This window comes from Sphingosinicellaceae bacterium (genome assembly GCA_019285715.1).
In the GTDB taxonomy this organism is placed as follows: domain Bacteria; phylum Pseudomonadota; class Alphaproteobacteria; order Sphingomonadales; family Sphingomonadaceae; genus Glacieibacterium.
The window spans coordinates 3,363,351-3,380,190 of sequence record CP079108.1 but is presented as its reverse complement, the minus strand read 5'-3'; the positions used below and the strand labels follow the sequence as shown (position 1 = coordinate 3,380,190).

The window sequence follows — 16,840 nt, the reverse complement described above, 5'->3', positions numbered from 1 at the left end:
AGACGGCCCCGTCGGGGGCGTTATCAGCAGCGAGAGGGCGGGAGCGCGTCATCAGCTGCGCATGTTCACGATCGTCGACAGCAACGTCGAACTGGTCTCGATCGCCTTCGCATTCGCCTGGAAGTTGCGCTGCGCGGTGATCAGCCCGACGAGTTCCGCCGTCAGGTCGACGTTCGACCGTTCGAGGCTGCCCGACATGATCTGGCCGAGGCCGTTCTTGCCGCCCTCGCCGGTCAGCGCCGGCCCGGCCAGCGGGCTGCTGACATAGGTCGCGTCGCCGATCTGCTTGAGCCCCTGCGGGTTCGAGAAAATCGCCATCGCGACCTTGCCGATGACGTGAATCTCGCCGTTGGAATAGCTCGCCTGGAGCTTGCCCGAGGTGTCGACCGAGACACTCTCCAGTTGCCCCGTCTGGAAGCCGTCCTGGCTGACGGCAGTGACTGCGAACGCGCCCGACTGCTGGGTCGTGGCGATGCCGTGGTCGATGGCCAGCACCTGCGGGTCGCCGCCGCCGAGCGGCTGGAAGGCGTCGAACACCGCGGGCGTCGTCGGCGCGGTCAGCACGCCGCCACTGTCGAAGGTCATGGACATGCCGGCGACGCCCACCTGCGTCAGTTCAGTGTCGCCGACAAAGACATGGGCAGTCCAGTGGTGGTCCGGATCGGCACCCGCCGGCACCGCGGTCTTGACGTAGTAGATCGTCGCCGCGAGCGGGTTGCCGAGTGAATCGTAGATCGTCTCGGAAGTCGACTTGTTGAACGTCGACGGGTTCGAGCGGTCGAAGACATAGGGGTTGGTCGCAGTGTAGATCGCCTTCGCCGGGATGACTTCGGAATCCGAGGGGAGGTTGACCGCCAGCTTGATCGTGCCGGTCGCCTGGGGGGAGCCCGAAGTCAGCGGCAGCTTGGCGCTGACCGTGGCGCCGAGCTCGGTGGTCAGCACGCTGCCGTCGTTGGTCGTCGGGAAAAGCTGGACCCGGCGGCCCGAGGCATCGACGACATAACGGTCGGGCGTGACGCTGAACGCGCCGTTGCGGGTGAACGCGACCTGCGCATCGCCGTTGGCGCTCTTGACGACGAAGAAGCCCTGGCCGCTGACCGCGAGGTCGAGGGCGTAGTCACTGGTCTCGATCGCGCCCTGCTGGAACTGCTGCGCGATCGACTTGACCGCGACGCCAGACCCGACGATCCGCGACGGGTTCTGCAGCGGCGAGCTGGCGATGATGTCGCCAAACGTGACGCGGCTGCGCTTGAAGCCGTTGGTGCCGGTGTTGGCGATATTGTTGGACACCGTCGCAAGCTCGGTTTGGGCCGCGTTGAGCCCGGTCAGGCTGGTGAAGAACGACATGGCTCTATCCCTTCGCTGGCGTGGTGGCGGCGATCAGCGCGTCGAGTTTCTTGGCGATGTCGGCGAGCGTGGCGTTGCCCTGCGACTGGCCGCTGATCTGGCTGAACTGCGCGAGCTGCGAGACATACTCGGCGTTGTCGACCGGCTTGGTCGGGTCCTGGTTCTTCAACTGCGCCGCCATGAGCGCGAGAAAATCGCTCTGCCCGAGCACGGTCTTGTGGACCGGCAGCGGAGTCGTCTGCGGCGGTGCGATCGGCGGGATCGTGCTCACTTGCCCATCCTCAACGTGTCGAGGATCAGGGTCTTGGCGGTGGCCATGACCTCGACATTGTTGGCGTACTGGCGCGCGGTCTCGGTCATCTCGACGATCTCCTGGTTGACGTCGACGTTCGCCACCCAGACGTCGCCGTTGGCATCGGCGAGCGGGTGGGCGGGGTCGTGGCGGCGTTCGGGCGGAGCCGTGCCGCTGGCGATGCGCTCGACATCGACGGTGGCGAGGCCGCCGTCGTAGCGGGTCGCGAACACCGGCTTGAGCGGGCGGTAAGCGGCGGCCTCGGACCCGGCGACGCTGCCGGCGTTGGCGAGGTTCGACGCCGTCGTGTTGAGCCGCACCAGCTGCGCCGACATGGCGCGCCCGGCGATGTCGAAGACCGACAGCGCACTCATTCGCCGCCGCCGTTCAGCGCCGCCATGATCGTCCCGACGCGCCCGCCGAGAAAGCTCAGCGCAGTGCGGTAGTGGACCGCGTTCTCGGCGAATTGCGACTGCTCGACCGACAGCTCGACGGTGTTGCCGTCGAGCGAGGACTGGACCGGGACCCGGTAGCGCGTCGCGTCCGTGGCTCCCGCGAGCGCTGCCTTGAAGTCGATGTCCCGCGCCTTGAACCCGGGGGTCGCAGCGTTGGCGATGTTCGAGGCGAGTAGGCCCAGCCGCTCCTGCCGGAGCTGGAGGACGCGGCCGTCGATGCCGAAGAGGGAGTCCGTGGTCATGGGCCTCGCTGTGCAAGGGGTGTGCCAAGTGGGGGCTGCGAGGGGGAGGGCGGCGATGGCTCGTGCAAAGCGGCAAGGGATTGCCGATTGGTGGCGAGCGGCTGCCGCTTCCCTCGCCCGCTTGCGGGAGAGGGCGAGAGACACGCGTCAGCGTGGCCCGGGGAGAGGGTGTGTCACTGTAAGAGGCCAGATCGCCGAGTGACCCCGTCCGCGCTCGATTCTCAAGTGACCTTGCCCATCGAGACACCCTCTCCCCGGGCCGCGCCTGCGGGTGCGTCTCTCGCCCTCTCCCGCAAGCGGGCGAGGGAAGTGGCGCGGTCCTTGCAGAGTGCTGCACACAGGAGACCCCCTATGCTCATTGCACTCGTCCTCGCCGCCGCCACGCTCCCGCCCGCCCCCCTCATCCGCCGCGGCGACGTCGTCCCCGTCACCGCCGCCGGCCCCGGCTTTCGGATCACCGTCGATGCGGTCGCCGATTCGGACGGCGCGGTAGGCGCCCGCGTGCGCCTCCACAACAAGGCCACCGGCGAGCGGCTGCAGGCGCTGGTCGGCGACGACGGACAACTATGGTTACCGGGCTTTAATGCGGACGGCGGAGGCCGTTAAAGCTCATCGGAGGCCCGCCGTTATCCCGTGCGGTCCAAGGAGCAGACAATGACCGTGCCCGTCGTCACCAACACCAGTCGCCTCGCTGCCCTTGAGGCTGTGGCCGCGGCACGCACCCAGCCGCAGCGCTCCGAAGCCGTCCAGCGCCCCGCCGAGCCTGCCCGTGCCTCCGAACCGCTCAACCTGTCCGGCACGGCGGTCGCGGCCCGCGCTCTCGCCGCCTCGCCCCCGGTCGACGGAGCGAAGGTCGTGCGCCTGCGCGCCGCGATCGCCGATGGCATCTACAAGCCCGACCCGGAGGCGATTGCCGGCAAGATGATCGCGCTCGACCTGCCGGGCGCGTAGTTCGTGAGCGCCAACTTCGCGCTGCTGATGGCGGCGTTGCACGACGAGCTGCTGGCGCTCGACAGTGAGGACGCCGACCGCATCGAGGCCGCGACCGGGGCCAAGCTCGATGCGTTGCGCGCCGTCCGCGACGATCCCCTGCCGCCGCGCGCCGATCTCGAGGCCGCCGCCGCGCTCAACGCCCTTGCCGCCGCCCGCAACCGCGTGCTGATGACCGGAGTCGACAGCCGGCTCCGGGCGCTCGCCGCGGCGTCGGGACGCCCGCCCGGCCTGACCTATGGACGCGACGGGCGAACCTCTCTATAGCCCGCGCCTCGCGAAACTGAACCGCCCGGCCGTATTGGGCTGCCGTGGCGATTCGAAAGCGCGTCCTTAGGAGACCGAAATGCCCAAGCTCAAGACCAAGAGCGGTGTGAAGAAACGCTTCAAGATCACCGCTTCCGGGAAGGTCAAGCATGGTGTCGCCGGCAAGCGTCACCGCCTGATCGGCCACACCGCCAAGTATATCCGCCAGAATCGCGGCACCTCAGTTCTTGCGAAGTCGGACACCCCGACGATCAAGCTGTGGGCCCCGTACGGCCTGAAGTAAGGAGGCCGTCAGATGGCACGCGTCAAACGGGGCGTCACGTCCCACGCCCGTCACAAGCGGGTTCTCGAGCAGGCGAAGGGCTATTACGGCCGTCGCAAGAACACCATCCGCGTTGCGCGCCAGGCGGTCGAAAAGGCCGGCCAGTACGCGTATCGCGACCGCAAGGTTAACAAGCGCAGCTTCCGCGCTTTGTGGATCCAGCGCATCAACGCTGCGGTTCGTGAAACCGGCCTGACCTACGGCCGCTTCATGCACGGCGTGAAGCTGGCGGGCATCGAGCTCGACCGCAAGGTCATGGCGGATCTCGCCATGAACGAGCCGCAGGCATTCGGCGCGATCATCGCGCAGGTCCGGGCCGTCCTCGACGTCCAGGCGCCGCTGCAGACCGGCCCCGTCGCGGTCACCGTCGCCGCCTGAAGCTTCGGCTTACGGCAAGATTTGGGGCGCGGACTGCTTGCCGGCAGTCCGCGCCCCTTTCGTTTGTGCGCCGCTTTCCCCTAGAGACACCGCCATGATCGACAATCTCCAGTCCGACCTCCTCGCCCAGATCGATGCCGCCGCCACGCCCGACGCGCTGGAGGCGGTGCGCGTCGCCGCGCTAGGCAAGGCGGGGAGCGTCTCCGGGCTGATGAAGACGCTCGGCCACATGAGCCCCGAGCAGCGCCTGGTCGAAGGTCCGCGCCTCAATGGCCTGCGCGAGGCGGTCACCGCCGCCATCGCCGCCAAGAAGGCAGCGCTCGAGGGTGTCGCGCTGAACGCCCGCCTCGCCACCGAGCGCCTCGACATGACGCTGCCCGCCGCCGCGACCCCGCAAGGCTCGATCCACCCGGTCAGCCAGGTCATGGACGAGCTCGCGGAGATCTTCGCCGACCTCGGCTTCGCGGTCGCCACCGGCCCCGAGATCGAGGACGACTGGCACAATTTCACCGCGCTCAACATCCCCGAAAGCCACCCGGCGCGGGCGATGCACGACACCTTCTACTTCCCGCAGAACGCACCCGGCAGCGACCGCAAGATGCTGCTGCGGACCCACACCTCGCCGGTGCAAATCCGCACGATGATGACCCAGGCGCCGCCGATCCGCATCATCGCGCCCGGCCGCACCTACCGCTCCGACAGCGACGCCACCCACACGCCCATGTTCCACCAGGTTGAGGGGCTGGTCATCGACCGCGGCATCCACATGGGCCACCTCAAGTGGACGCTTGAGACCTTTGTGAAGGCGTTCTTCGAAGTCGACGACGTCACGCTCCGCATGCGCCCGAGCTATTTTCCGTTCACCGAGCCCTCGGCCGAGGTCGATGTCGGCTGCTCGTGGGCGGGCGGCAAGCTGACCATCGGCGGCAGCGAGTCGTGGCTGGAAATCCTCGGCTCCGGCATGGTCCACCCCAAGGTCATCGCGGCGTGCGGCCTCGACCCCGACGAGTGGCAGGGCTTCGCCTTCGGCTGCGGCATCGACCGGCTGGCGATGCTCAAATACGGCATGACCGATCTCCGCGCCTTCTTCGACGCCGACCTGCGCTGGCTGAAGCACTACGGCTTCCGGGCGCTCGACGTACCCACCCTCAGCGGTGGAGTCGGCGCGTGAAGTTCACCCTGAGCTGGCTCAAGGACCACCTCGAGACCACCGCGTCGCTCGACGAGATCGTCCGCGCGCTGACCGAGTGCGGGCTTGAGGTCGAGGGCGTTACCGACCCCGCAGCGAGCCTCGCGCCGTTCACCATCGCCGAGGTCCTGACCGCCGCGCCGCACCCGCAGGCCGACAAGCTGCAGGTTCTCAGCGTCGACACAGGCAGCGGCCCACCGATGCAGGTGGTCTGCGGCGCGCCGAACGCGCGCGCCGGCATGAAGGGCGTATTCGGCGGCCCGGGGACCTACGTTCCCGGCTCCGACCTGACGCTCAAGGTCACCACCATCCGCGGCATCGAATCAAACGGCATGATGTGCTCGATGCGCGAGCTCGAGCTGTCCGACGAGCATGACGGCATCATCGAGCTGCCCGCCGACGCGCCGGTCGGCACCGCCTACGCGACCTGGGCCAGGCTCGGCGACCCGGTCATCGACGTCGCGATCACCCCGAACCGGCAGGACTGCATGGGCGTCGCCGGCATCGCCCGCGACCTCGCCGCCAAGGGCCTCGGCACCCTCAAGGACCGCCCGGTCGAGCTGGTCCCCGGCAAGTTCGCCTGCCCGGTCGCCATCCGCACCGACGACGCCGAGGGCTGCCCCGCATTCCTCGGCCGCGTCATCCGGTGGGTGAGCAACGACCCCTCGCCCGACTGGCTGCAGCGCCGCCTGCGTGCCGTCGGGCAGAAGCCGATCAGCGCGCTGGTCGACATCACCAACTTCATGAGCCTCGACCGCGGCCGCCCGCTTCACGTCTACGACGTCGCCAAGCTCGAAGGCGCACTTGTCGCCCGCCGCGCCGTCGACGGGGAGACCGTCGCCGCGCTCAACGGCAAGACCTACACCCTCGACGACAGCATGACCGTCATCGCCGACGCGCGCGAAGTCCACGACATCGGCGGCATCATGGGCGGCATGGCCTCGGGCGTGTCGGAGACCACCACCGACGTCCTCATCGAGTGCGCCTATTTCGCCCCCGAGCGCATCGGCGCGACCGGCCGCGCGCTCGGCATCACCACCGATGCTCGCGCCCGCTTCGAGCGCGGCGTCGACCCCGGCTTCCTCGTCGCCGGCCTCGAACTCGCGACGCACCTCGTCCAGGACATGTGCGGCGGCGAGGCGTCCGAGGTCGTCACTGCCGGGCACATCCCGCGGCCCGACAAGGTCGTCGCCTATCGCCCGGCGCGGACGCTCGCGCTCGCCGGCGTCGCGGTCGACGAGGAGACCCAGTCGATCATCCTCGGCAGGCTCGGCTTCCGGGTCGAGCAGGGCGCGGTCTGGCAGGTCGGCGTGCCCAGCTGGCGTCGCGACATTGGTGGCGGCTCCGACGTCACCGTCGGTTGGGACGGCGAGGCCGACATCGTCGAGGAAGTCGTCCGGATCCACGGCTTCGAGCACATCCCCTCGATCCCGCTCCCCCGCGCCGAGGGCGTCGCCAAGCCGACCGCGACCCCGGCCCAGTCGCTCGAACGCCGCGTCCGCCGCAGCCTCGCCGCGCGGGGCCTGAGCGAAGCCGTCACCTGGAGCTTCGTCTCCCCCGCACAGGCTGCCCCCTTCGGCGGTGGCGCGTGGACGCTCGCCAACCCGATCTCGACCGACCTCGCGGTGATGCGTCCGTCGCTGCTACCGGGCCTGTTGTCGGCAACGAAGCGCAACCTCGACCGCGGCCAGACCAGCATCCGCCTGTTCGAGCTCGGACAGCGCTACCTTGTCGACGCCGAGCATTCGACCGCGGCGCTGGTCCTCGCCGGCGAGCGCACCGTCCGCGACTGGCAGCGCGGTGCCGCCACCGGCTTCGACGCCTTCGATGCCAAGGCGGAGGCGCTGGCTGGCCTCGCTGCGGCGGGAGTACCCATCGAGCGGTTGATGGTCCTGCCGCCCGTCGACGGCTGGTATCACCCCGGTCGCAGCGGTCGCCTCGGCCTCGGTCAGAAGACCATTCTCGCGGCGTTCGGCGAGCTTCATCCGTCGGTGGCAGTCGACTTCGACCTCAAGGGGCGGATCGCGGTCGCCGAGCTGTTCCTCGACGCGGTCCCGGTGTCACGTGCGACCGGCCACAGCCGCCCCGTGTTCACCCCGCCGGCACTGCAGGCGCTGACCCGCGACTTCGCCTTCGTGGTGGCCGACGACCTGCCCGCCGACTCGCTCATCCGTGCCGTCAGAGGAGCTGACAAGGCGCTGATCGCCGACGTCCGCCTGTTCGACCGCTTCGCCGGCGCGGGCGTGCCCGACGGCCAGGTCAGCCTTGCCGTCGCGGTCACCATCCAGCCCGTCGAGCGCAGCCTGACCGACGTCGAGATCGAGGCGGTCGCGGCGAAGGTGGTGGCTGCTGCGGGCAAGATCGGTGCGGTGCTGCGCGGCTGAGTCTTGCCTCCCCGGCGCACTTCCCCCATATCGCGCATGGGAGTCGGGCGGGCAGTGCTCTCGCCAACCCGGTCAGGTCCGGAAGGAAGCAGCCGTAACGAATTCGCGCTGGGTCGTTCCCGGCTCCCACCTTTCCGCTGAGGCCTCGAACCGCTAGACCGGCGAGACTCATGGATACCCTGCTCATCCCCGACGACGCCAAGCCCGAATATCGGGTGCTGGCGCGCAAATACCGGCCTGCCAGCTTCGACACCTTGCTCGGGCAGGACGCTATGGTGCGCACGCTCGGCAACGCGATCCGACGCGGGCAACTGGCGCAGGCGTGGCTGCTGACCGGCGTGCGCGGGGTCGGCAAGACCTCGACGGCGCGCATCATCGCCAAGGCGCTGAACTGCATCGGTCCGGACGGTCAGGGCGGGCCGACCATCGCGCCGTGCGGGGTCTGCGAGCCGTGCGTCGCCATCGCCGCGGGCCGCCATATCGACGTCATCGAGATGGACGCTGCGTCCAACACCGGCGTCGACGACGTCCGCGAGATCATTGAGGCGGTGCGCTATGCCAGCGTCTCGGCCCGCTTCAAGATCTACATCGTCGACGAAGTCCACATGCTGTCGAAGAACGCCTTCAACGCGCTGCTGAAGACGCTCGAGGAGCCGCCACCGCACGTCAAGTTCATCTTCGCGACCACCGAGGTCCAGAAGGTCCCGGTTACGGTGCTGTCGCGCTGCCAGCGCTTCGACCTGCGCCGCATCCCGGCCGAGACGCTCGCCGCGCACTTCGCCATGATCGTCGAGGCCGAGGGCGCCACCGCCGAGCCCGAGGCGCTGGCGCTGATCGCTCGCGCCGCCGAGGGATCGGTCCGCGACGGGCTGTCGATCCTCGACCAGGCGATCGCACATTCGAGCGGTGCGGTCAGCGCCGATGCCATCCGCGACATGCTCGGGCTGTCCGACAGGGGCGCGATCCGGTCGCTCATGGGGCTGCTGCTCGAAGGCGATGCTCCCGGCGCGCTGGCGGCGCTGCAGGGCCAGTACGACCTTGGCACCGACCCGGCGATGGTCGTGCAGGCGCTGCTCGAGCTGGTCCACGCCATCACTCGCGCCAAGGTCGCCGACGTCGTCGACGCGTCGATGAGCGCCGAGGAGCGCGACACCATCCGCGGCTGGGCCGGGACGCTGAGCTTCCCGAGCGTCCACCGCATGTGGCAGCTGCTGCTCAAGGGCCTCGCCGAGGTGCAGAGCGCGCCGGTGCCGATCCAGGCAGCCGAGATGGCGCTGCTGCGGGTCATCCACGCCAGCGCGCTGCCCGATCCGGGCGAGCTGGTCCGGCGGCTGAGCGAGCGTGGCGACTTGGCCGATGCGCCGCCCGCGCTTCAACCGTCGCGACCGGCCGGTGCGACCGTCCAGCAGCTCCGTGAGCCGAGCCCGCCGCCGGTCGTCGAGTCCGAGCCCCTGCCGCAACCCGCCGACTACGTGGCGCTGGTCGAGCTGTTCGCGGCCAACCGCGAGCCACGGCTCGCGCAGCTGCTGAGCGACGAGGTCCGGCTGGTCGACTTCAGCCCGCCGGTGCTGACCGTCACCACCAGCCCATCGCTGTCGCCCGACTTCGCCCAGCGGGTGATGGCTTGTCTGAAGCTTTGGACCGGGGAGCGCTGGACGGTGACGCTGGCGCGTGACGGTGGTGGTGCCACCCTTCACGAACAGTATGAACGCCGCATCGCCGATGAGCGGGCGGCGGTTATGGCCGACCCGGCGGTGCTCGAAATCCTCGCCGCCTTCCCGCAGGCGGAACTGATCGAGGTCACGGTCGATACGTCCGACGATGATCAGCGCAGCGTAGCCGATGCTTAGGAGCCCGAGCCGATGAACATGGACGAGATCATGAAGGCGGCTGCCAATGTGCAGTCCGAGATGGCGAAGGCGCAGGACGCACTCGACGCCCACGAGGTCGAGGGCGCGTCGGGCGGCGGTTTGGTCAAGGTGCGCGCCACCGCCAAGGGCCGTATCCTCGGGCTCGATATCGACCCGTCGATGTTTCGCGCCGAGGACAAGGAGATGGTCGAGGATCTGATTGTCGCGGCGTTCAACGACGCGAAGCTCAAGGCTGACCAGGTCGCCAACGCCGAGATGCAGAAAATGACCGCGGGGTTGCCGTTGCCGCCGGGGTTCAAGCTGCCGTTCTAAGGCTGGACCGCCTCAGGGCCGGCTGCTGAATATGAACGAGAGTTGTCAGAGTTTATACCCTCGCGGCTTTTCGAATTCTGCAACCGGGTCGGTGCGGTCGCTCGGAAACGGTCGAAATCCGGCGTCCGATCAATCTCATTCGTCATTCCGGGCTTGACCCGGGACCCAGCTACCTCCGCGATCGGATTACGCATTTAGCAGGGTCGCGGGTCAAGCGCGGGATGACACTGATCGCGGTGCACCGGGTGAAACGGTCGTGGCGCAGCACTTTGGTGATGAGAAAGATCGGGCCGTAGCTCCGGCATAATCTATTTGTACCAGACGGGTACAATATAGGACAGCAGACGCCCAATTTAGATTGGCGTCCGCCAGCATGACGGTGAAGGGGAGTGGCTCGCGCGTTCGCTCGCACGACCAACCGAGCGAAGCTCCGCCTCAGCCCGCCGTCTTCGACAACCGCAGCACCTCGGCCTCGAGCGCGTGGATCTTCATGGCCTGCTGGACGATGATGTCCTGCAGTGCCTTGACCGTCCCAGCGTCACCGGGGGCGACGGACGCGGTCGGCTCGACCGTGGTCGCCTTGGCATCGACCGTCTCCGGTCCCTTGAAGATGCCGCTGGCCCGGGCCCGCTCGATCAGGGTCGCCGAGTTCGCCGCGAGTTGGACAAGTATCTCGGCCAGTCCGTCGTTCCTGCTCGCCATGCCGTATTACTCCGCTGCTACAGCGACCGATATAGTGTCGTTGAGCGGATGCGCTAGACGGCTGAGCATTTCCTTCGGGCAGACCTGCCAGAAGCGGTCGCGGCAGCGCTCCCAGTCGGCCAGGATGTTGGCGGCGTGGACCGAGTCGGTTTCGGCGGCGTGCTCCATGACGAGAGCGCGCAGGACGCCCTCCCAATGCTCCGATCCGAGGCGCTGGAGAACGATCGACTCGGGATTGATGCGGCGCTCGAACTTGCCGTCCGTGTCGTAGACGAAGGCCATGCCGCCGGTCATGCCCGCGCCGAAATTGTCGCCGGTGACACCGAGGATGACCGCGACGCCGCCGGTCATGTACTCGCAGCCGTTCGCGCCGCAGCCCTCGACGACGACGGTCGCGCCCGAGTTGCGGACCGCGAAGCGCTCGCCCGCCTGCCCCGCCGCGAACAGCCGGCCCGAGGTCGCGCCGTACAGCACGGTGTTGCCGATGATGGTGTTGTCGCAGGCGACCAATTTCGACGCCACCATCGGGCGCACGACGATCGTTGCGCCGCTCAGGCCCTTGCCGACATAGTCGTTGGCCTCGCCGAAGACCTCCAGCTTGACACCAGGCACCGCGAACGCGCCGAGGCTTTGCCCTGCCGAGCCGCGCAGCCGGATGTGGATGTGCCCCGGTGCGAGCACCTGTCCGGGCAGGCGGCGCAGGATTTCGGACGACAGCCGGGTGCCGACGGCGCGATGCGTGTTCCGCACGCTGTAGGTCAGCTGCATCTTCTCGCCGCGCTCAAACAGATGCGCGGCGTCGATGATCATCTGCGCATCGAGGCTGTCGGGAACCTCGTTGCGGAACGTGCTGATCGCGAAGCGCCTTGCGTCGTCGGGGGCATCGACCTTGGCGAGGATCGGGTTCAGGTCGAGGTCGTCGAGATGCTCGGCGCCGCGGCTGACCTGGCGCAGCAGCTCGGTGCGCCCGATAACCTCGTCGAGGCTGCGGACGCCGAGCTTGGCGAGGATGTCGCGAACTTCCTCGGCGATGAAGCTCATCAGGTTGATGACCTTCTCCGGCGAGCCGGTGAACTTCTCGCGCAGGCGCTCGTCCTGGCTGCAGACGCCGACAGGGCAGGTGTTCGAGTGGCACTGGCGGACCATGATGCAGCCCATCGCGACGAGGCTCAGGGTGCCGATGCCGAATTCCTCGGCACCCAAGATCGCGGCGATAACGATGTCGCGCCCGGTCTTCAGGCCGCCGTCGGTGCGCAGTTTGACGCGGTGGCGAAGGCCGTTGAGGGTCAGCACCTGGTTGACCTCGGACAGGCCCATTTCCCACGGCGTGCCGGCATACTTGATGCTGGTCTGGGGCGACGCCGCGGTGCCGCCGACGTGGCCCGACACCAGGATGACGTCGGCATGCGCCTTGGCGACGCCGGCGGCGACGGTGCCGATACCGGCCGACGACACCAATTTGACGCAGACGCGGGCGCGCGGATTGATCTGCTTGAGGTCGTAGATGAGCTGCGCCAGGTCCTCGATCGAATAAATGTCGTGGTGCGGCGGCGGCGAGATCAGGCCGACACCCGGCGTCGCGTGGCGCAGGCGCGCGATCAGCTCGGTGACCTTGAAGCCGGGCAGCTGGCCGCCCTCGCCGGGCTTGGCACCCTGCGCGACCTTCATCTCGATTTCCTCGCAGGCGTTCAGATACTCGGCGGTGACCCCAAAGCGGCCGCTGGCGATCTGCTTGACCACGGAGTTGGCGTTGTCGCCGTTGGCGCGCGGGTGATAGCGCTCGGCATCCTCGCCGCCTTCGCCGCTGACGGCCTTGGCGCCGATGCGGTTCATCGCGATCGCCAGCGTCTCGTGCGCCTCGGGTCCGAGCGCGCCGAGGCTCATGCCCGGCGTCACGAAGCGCTTGCGGATCTCGGTGATCGACTCGATCGCTTCGGTCGGCAGCGGGGTCTTGGCCCAGTTGAACTCGAGCAGGTCGCGCAGGTAGATCGGCGGCAGCGCCGCGGTCGCCCGCGAGAAGCGCAGGTAATCCGAATAGCTGTCGCGGGCGACCGCCTCCTGCAGCAGGTGGATCAGGTTCGCCTGGTAGGCGTGCGCCTCGGAGTTGGCGCGGTAGCGGTACAGCCCGCCGATCGGTAGCGCGCCCGCCGCCTCGTCCCACGCCTTGTCGTGACGGAGCTGGGCATTGAGGTGGATCGAGGCGAAGCCCTCGCCCGAAATCTTGGCGGGCATGCCGGGGAAGAAGTCCGCGACCAGCGCACGGCTCAAGCCGACGGCCTCGAAGTTGTAACCGCCGCGGTACGACGAGATCACCGCGATGCCCATCTTGGCCATGATCTTGAGCAGGCCGTCCTCGACCGCCTTCTTGTAGCGGGCGACGCACTCGTCGTAGGTCCGGCCCTTGAACAGCCCGCGGGCGTGGCGGTCGGCGATCGCCTCCTGCGCCAGATAGGCGTTCACAGTGGTCGCGCCGACCCCGATCAAAACCGCGAAATAATGCGTGTCGAGACATTCGGCCGAGCGCACGTTGATGCTGGCGTAGGTGCGCAGGCCCTTGCGCACCAGGTGCGTGTGCACCCCGGCTGCCGCCAGGATCATGGTGATCCCGGCGCGGGTCGGACCGACCGCTTCGTCGGTCAGGAACAGCTGGCTCTTGCCGGAGCGAACCGCGGTCTCGGCTTCCTCGCGGACGCGCTCGATGGCTGCCCTCAGCCCGGCTGGCCCCGACGCGATGTCGAAGGTGCAGTCAATCGTCGCCGCCTGCTGGCCGAAGCACTTCTGCATCAGCGCCCAGCCCATGTTGGTGATGACCGGCGTGTCGAACACCATGACGCCCTTCTGGGTGGCGTCGGGATCGAGGATGTTGCCGAGGTTCGAGAAGCGCGTCTTCAGGCTCATCACCCGGGTCTCGCGCAAGCTGTCGATCGGCGGGTTGGTGACCTGGCTGAAGTTCTGGCGGAAGAAGTGGCTCAGCGTCCGCGCGTTGTCGGAGATGACCGCCAGCGGCGTGTCGTCGCCCATGCTGCCGATCGCCTCCTTGGCGTCCTCGACCATCGGCGCGAGCAGCAGCTCCATGTCCTCCATGGTCAGCCCGGCGGCGATCTGCCGGTGGCGCAGTTCCTCGCGCGGATAAGCCGGAGCGGGCTGCGACGCATCGTGGCCGGGGATCGAGGCGAAGGTGGTGAAGCCTGCGACCAGCGCCGGATAGTCGTGCTCGGCGGCGATGCGGTCCTTGATGTCGCGGTCGCCGTAGAAATAGGTGCCGTCGCCACCGCTGCCGCCGCCGTCGAGGTCGACCGCAACCATCTGGCCCGGCCCGAGGCGGCCCTTGCAGACGATCGACGCGTCGGGGATCGCGACCATGCCCGCCTCGGAGCCGGTGACCAGCAGGCCGTCGTCGGTCAGCGCATAGCGCATAGGGCGCAGCGCGTTGCGGTCCATGCCCGCGACGACCCAGCGGCCATCGGTCATCGCCAGCGCCGCCGGCCCGTCCCAGGCCTCCATGATCGACGCGAAGAAGGCGTACATGGCCCGGTGCGCGGGCGGCAGCTCGTCGTCCTTGGCCCAGGCTTCCGGCACCAGGATCAGCTTCGCGGTCGGCGCGTCGCGGCCCGATCGGACCATCGCCTCGAACACGGCGTCGAGCGCCGCGGTGTCGCTGGCGCCGGCCGGGATCAGCGGCTTGATGTCCTCCGAATGCGCGCCGAAGGCGGCCGCGGCCATGCGGATCTCGTGGGATTTCATCCAGTTCTTGTTGCCGCGGACAGTGTTGATCTCGCCGTTGTGGGCGATCGTCCGAAACGGCTGCGCCAGCCACCACTGGGGGAAGGTGTTGGTCGAGTAGCGCTGGTGATAGATCGCGAAGCGCGACACGAAGCGCTCGTCCGCGAGGTCCGGGAAGAAGTCGGTCAGGCTCTCGGCGAGGAACAGCCCCTTGTAGATGATCGACCGGCACGACAGCGAGCAGACGTAAAAGCCCTGGATCTGCGCCGCGATCACCGCCTTCTCGATGCGGCGGCGGATCAGGTAGAGGTCCTTCTCGAACGCCGCCTTGCTGGCCGCGACGTCGAGCGCGCCGTCGCCACCCTCGGGCAACGGCCCGGCGATCATGATCTGCTCGATCTCGGGGCGCGACAGCATCGCCTTCTCGCCGATGACGGAGACGTCGACCGGCACCTGCCGCCAGCCGTAGATGGTGTAGCCGAAGCCGATGATCTCGCTCTCGACGATGGTCCGGCAGGTCTCCTGCGCCGCGAGGTCGGTGCGCGGCAGGAAGATCATGCCGACGGCGGTCAGGTTCGGCTTGGGCCGGTGCCCGGCGCGCTCGATGTGCTCGTGGAAGAAATCGACCGGGATCTCGACGTGGAGGCCCGCGCCGTCGCCGGTCTTGCCGTCGGCATCGACCGCGCCGCGGTGCCAGACCGCCTTCAGCGCGTCGATCGCGAGGGTCACGACCCGGCGCGAAGCCCGCCCGTCGGTCGCGGCGATGACCCCGACGCCGCAGGCATCGCCCTCGAACTCGGGGCGGTACATGCCGACTTCAGCGATGCGCAGCCGTTCAGCCTCGGCGCGTTCGGCCTGGGGGACGGTCATGCGGCTACCTTGAGCATGTCGGACTTCGCGGCCAGATACCGGTGCATCGCCGTCGCGACGTCGCGCCCGTCGCGGATCGCCCAGACGACGAGGCTTGCGCCGCGGACGATGTCGCCGGCCGCGAACACACCGTCGAGGCTGGTCATCATCGTCTGGTTGTCGAGGACGCGGAGCGTGCCCCAGCGGTTGACGCCGAGGTCGGGGGCGCTGAACGCGACGGGCAGGTCCTCGGGGTCGAAGCCGAGGGCCTTGATGATCAGGTCGGCCTCGAGGCGGAAACGGCTGCCGCCCGGGCAGTCGGCGTGGAGTTCGGGCGCACGGCGGCCATCGGCTCCGGCGGGCCCGAGGCGCATGCGGTCGGCGAGGACGGCACCGTCGGCAACCGCGGCGGGGGCGCTGAGCCAGACGAACTCGACGCCCTCCTCCTCGGCGTGGGCGACTTCGCGGCGACTGCCCGGCATGTTGTCGCGGTCGCGGCGGTACAGGCACTTCACCGAGGCTGCACCCTGGCGGACAGCCGTGCGCACGCAGTCCATTGCGGTATCGCCGCCGCCGACGACGACGACGTGCTTGCCCTCGGCGTCGAGACCATCGCCGAGCGCGACATCGTCGCCGAAGCCGCGCCGGTTGCTGCGGATCAAATAGTCGAGCGCGTCGACGACCGCGGGCGAGTCGATGCCCGGCACGACAGCGTCGCGCGCCTTGTAGACCCCGGTCGCGACCAGCACCGCGTCGTGGCGCCCGCGCAGTTCCTCGAGCGTCGCGTCGCGGCCGACCTCGAAGCCGAGGTGGAAGACGATGCCGCCGGCCTCGAGCCGCTCGACCCGGCGGGTGACGACGTGCTTCTCCAGCTTGAAGCCGGGGATGCCGTAGGTCAGCAGGCCGCCGGCGCGGTCGTGGCGGTCGTAGACGTGGACCTCATAGCCCTTGACCCGGAGCTGCTCGGCGGCGCTCAGCCCCGCCGGCCCGGCACCGATAACGCCGACCGATTGGCCACCGCGATCGGCGATAACCCGCAGGGGCTTGACCCAGCCCTGCTCCCACGCTGTGTCGGTGATGAACTTCTCGACCGCTCCGATGGTAACCGAACCGAAGTCCTTCTCGATGACGCAATTGCCTTCGCACAGCCGGTCCTGCGGGCAGATGCGCCCGCAGATCTCGGGCATGTTCGAAGTCGCGTTGCTGAGCTCGTAGGCCTCCTCGAGGCGGCCTTCGGCGGTCAACTTGAGCCAGTCGGGGATATTGTTGTGGAGCGGGCAGTGGACTTGGCAATACGGCACGCCGCACTGCGAGCACCGGCCGGACTGCTCCTCGGCACGCTCGATCAGGTAATCGGGAGCGATCTCCTGAAAGTCGTCGGAACGCGCGTGAGCGGCCCGCTTCGGCGGATACGCCTGCGTGCGCTCGACGAACTTGAGCATAGTCGATTCGGCCACCGGCGCTCCCTTCGACCTGCCATTAACAAGTCAACCGTGGAGTGTCACGCACATTCTGGC

Annotated in this window: 16 protein-coding genes and 1 other RNA gene; 10 read left to right on the top strand and 7 right to left on the bottom strand. The window is 68.6% G+C overall.

What is annotated here, in order from left to right:
• Positions 1-51 precede the first annotated feature (51 nt).
• The 4 genes from KX816_15425 to KX816_15410 are packed head-to-tail and all read right to left on the bottom strand — an operon-like array spanning position 52 to position 2,336.
• Positions 52-1,347, bottom strand: coding sequence for a flagellar hook protein FlgE (locus tag KX816_15425; GenBank protein ID QXQ05607.1), 1,296 nt, complete (start codon positions 1,345-1,347; stop codon positions 52-54).
• Positions 1,348-1,351: 4 nt separating this feature from the next.
• Positions 1,352-1,618, bottom strand: coding sequence for a flagellar biosynthesis protein FlgD (locus tag KX816_15420; protein ID QXQ05606.1), 267 nt, complete (start codon positions 1,616-1,618; stop codon positions 1,352-1,354).
• Complete coding sequence (gene flgC, locus KX816_15415) at positions 1,615-2,013, bottom strand: flagellar basal body rod protein FlgC (GenBank protein QXQ05605.1); 399 nt, start codon at positions 2,011-2,013, stop codon at positions 1,615-1,617. The genes KX816_15420 and flgC overlap by 4 nt, the downstream gene beginning before the upstream one ends.
• Complete coding sequence (locus KX816_15410; GenBank protein QXQ05604.1) at positions 2,010-2,336, bottom strand: flagellar basal body protein; 327 nt, start codon at positions 2,334-2,336, stop codon at positions 2,010-2,012. Before KX816_15410 ends, flgC begins: the two co-directional genes overlap by 4 nt.
• A 351-nt stretch (positions 2,337-2,687) precedes the next feature.
• Here KX816_15410 and KX816_15405 point away from each other — a divergent pair, with 351 nt between their 5' ends.
• From KX816_15405 to KX816_15360, 10 genes are all read left to right on the top strand, one after another.
• The gene (locus KX816_15405; GenBank protein QXQ05603.1) at positions 2,688-2,942 is read left to right on the top strand and encodes a flagella basal body P-ring formation protein FlgA; all 255 of its coding nucleotides are present in this window, start codon (positions 2,688-2,690) and stop codon (positions 2,940-2,942) included.
• A gap of 48 nt (positions 2,943-2,990) precedes the next feature.
• Positions 2,991-3,287, top strand: a complete 297-nt coding sequence (gene flgM, locus KX816_15400; protein QXQ05602.1) for a flagellar biosynthesis anti-sigma factor FlgM — start codon at positions 2,991-2,993, stop codon at positions 3,285-3,287.
• A gap of 3 nt (positions 3,288-3,290) precedes the next feature.
• A complete protein-coding gene (locus KX816_15395; GenBank protein ID QXQ05601.1) occupies positions 3,291-3,593 on the top strand; it encodes a hypothetical protein in 303 nt (100 codons plus the stop codon).
• A gap of 79 nt (positions 3,594-3,672) precedes the next feature.
• Positions 3,673-3,876, top strand: a complete 204-nt coding sequence (gene rpmI / locus KX816_15390; protein ID QXQ05600.1) for a 50S ribosomal protein L35 — start codon at positions 3,673-3,675, stop codon at positions 3,874-3,876.
• Positions 3,877-3,888: 12 nt separating this feature from the next.
• The gene (gene rplT, locus KX816_15385; protein ID QXQ05599.1) at positions 3,889-4,293 is read left to right on the top strand and encodes a 50S ribosomal protein L20; all 405 of its coding nucleotides are present in this window, start codon (positions 3,889-3,891) and stop codon (positions 4,291-4,293) included.
• Between the two features lie 94 nt (positions 4,294-4,387).
• Positions 4,388-5,464: a phenylalanine--tRNA ligase subunit alpha gene (gene pheS, locus KX816_15380; GenBank protein ID QXQ05598.1), complete on the top strand. Its 1,077-nt coding sequence runs from the start codon at positions 4,388-4,390 to the stop codon at positions 5,462-5,464.
• Entirely contained in the window at positions 5,461-7,866 is a 2,406-nt protein-coding gene (pheT, locus tag KX816_15375; GenBank protein ID QXQ05597.1) for a phenylalanine--tRNA ligase subunit beta, read from the top strand. The genes pheS and pheT overlap by 4 nt, the downstream gene beginning before the upstream one ends.
• A gap of 36 nt (positions 7,867-7,902) precedes the next feature.
• Positions 7,903-7,999, top strand: an RNA gene (gene ffs, locus KX816_15370) — signal recognition particle sRNA small type.
• Positions 8,000-8,036: 37 nt separating this feature from the next.
• Positions 8,037-9,716, top strand: a complete 1,680-nt coding sequence (locus KX816_15365; GenBank protein QXQ05596.1) for a DNA polymerase III subunit gamma/tau — start codon at positions 8,037-8,039, stop codon at positions 9,714-9,716.
• Positions 9,717-9,728: 12 nt separating this feature from the next.
• Positions 9,729-10,049: a YbaB/EbfC family nucleoid-associated protein gene (locus KX816_15360; GenBank protein ID QXQ05595.1), complete on the top strand. Its 321-nt coding sequence runs from the start codon at positions 9,729-9,731 to the stop codon at positions 10,047-10,049.
• A 435-nt stretch (positions 10,050-10,484) separates the two neighbouring features.
• Here KX816_15360 and KX816_15355 read toward each other — a convergent pair whose 3' ends face one another.
• Genes KX816_15355 through KX816_15345 form a run of 3 tightly spaced genes read right to left on the bottom strand, consistent with a single transcriptional unit; the run spans position 10,485 to position 16,780 of the window.
• Positions 10,485-10,751, bottom strand: coding sequence for a hypothetical protein (locus KX816_15355; GenBank protein ID QXQ05594.1), 267 nt, complete (start codon positions 10,749-10,751; stop codon positions 10,485-10,487).
• 6 nt (positions 10,752-10,757) lie between these two features.
• Positions 10,758-15,344: a glutamate synthase large subunit gene (gene gltB / locus KX816_15350; GenBank protein QXQ05593.1), complete on the bottom strand. Its 4,587-nt coding sequence runs from the start codon at positions 15,342-15,344 to the stop codon at positions 10,758-10,760.
• Positions 15,341-16,780, bottom strand: coding sequence for an NAD(P)-dependent oxidoreductase (locus KX816_15345; protein ID QXQ05592.1), 1,440 nt, complete (start codon positions 16,778-16,780; stop codon positions 15,341-15,343). Before KX816_15345 ends, gltB begins: the two co-directional genes overlap by 4 nt.
• Positions 16,781-16,840: the final 60 nt, after the last annotated feature.

Coding starts and splice junctions, on each gene's coding strand:
- KX816_15425 (QXQ05607.1), bottom strand. CDS start 1,347: ATGTCGTTCTTCACCAGCCTGACCGGGCTCAACGCGGCCCAAACCGAG.
- flgC (QXQ05605.1), bottom strand. CDS start 2,013: ATGAGTGCGCTGTCGGTCTTCGACATCGCCGGGCGCGCCATGTCGGCG.
- KX816_15410 (QXQ05604.1), bottom strand. CDS start 2,336: ATGACCACGGACTCCCTCTTCGGCATCGACGGCCGCGTCCTCCAGCTC.
- KX816_15405 (QXQ05603.1), top strand. CDS start 2,688: ATGCTCATTGCACTCGTCCTCGCCGCCGCCACGCTCCCGCCCGCCCCC.
- flgM (QXQ05602.1), top strand. CDS start 2,991: ATGACCGTGCCCGTCGTCACCAACACCAGTCGCCTCGCTGCCCTTGAG.
- rpmI (QXQ05600.1), top strand. CDS start 3,673: ATGCCCAAGCTCAAGACCAAGAGCGGTGTGAAGAAACGCTTCAAGATC.
- rplT (QXQ05599.1), top strand. CDS start 3,889: ATGGCACGCGTCAAACGGGGCGTCACGTCCCACGCCCGTCACAAGCGG.
- pheS (QXQ05598.1), top strand. CDS start 4,388: ATGATCGACAATCTCCAGTCCGACCTCCTCGCCCAGATCGATGCCGCC.
- KX816_15365 (QXQ05596.1), top strand. CDS start 8,037: ATGGATACCCTGCTCATCCCCGACGACGCCAAGCCCGAATATCGGGTG.
- KX816_15360 (QXQ05595.1), top strand. CDS start 9,729: ATGAACATGGACGAGATCATGAAGGCGGCTGCCAATGTGCAGTCCGAG.
- KX816_15355 (QXQ05594.1), bottom strand. CDS start 10,751: ATGGCGAGCAGGAACGACGGACTGGCCGAGATACTTGTCCAACTCGCG.
- gltB (QXQ05593.1), bottom strand. CDS start 15,344: ATGACCGTCCCCCAGGCCGAACGCGCCGAGGCTGAACGGCTGCGCATC.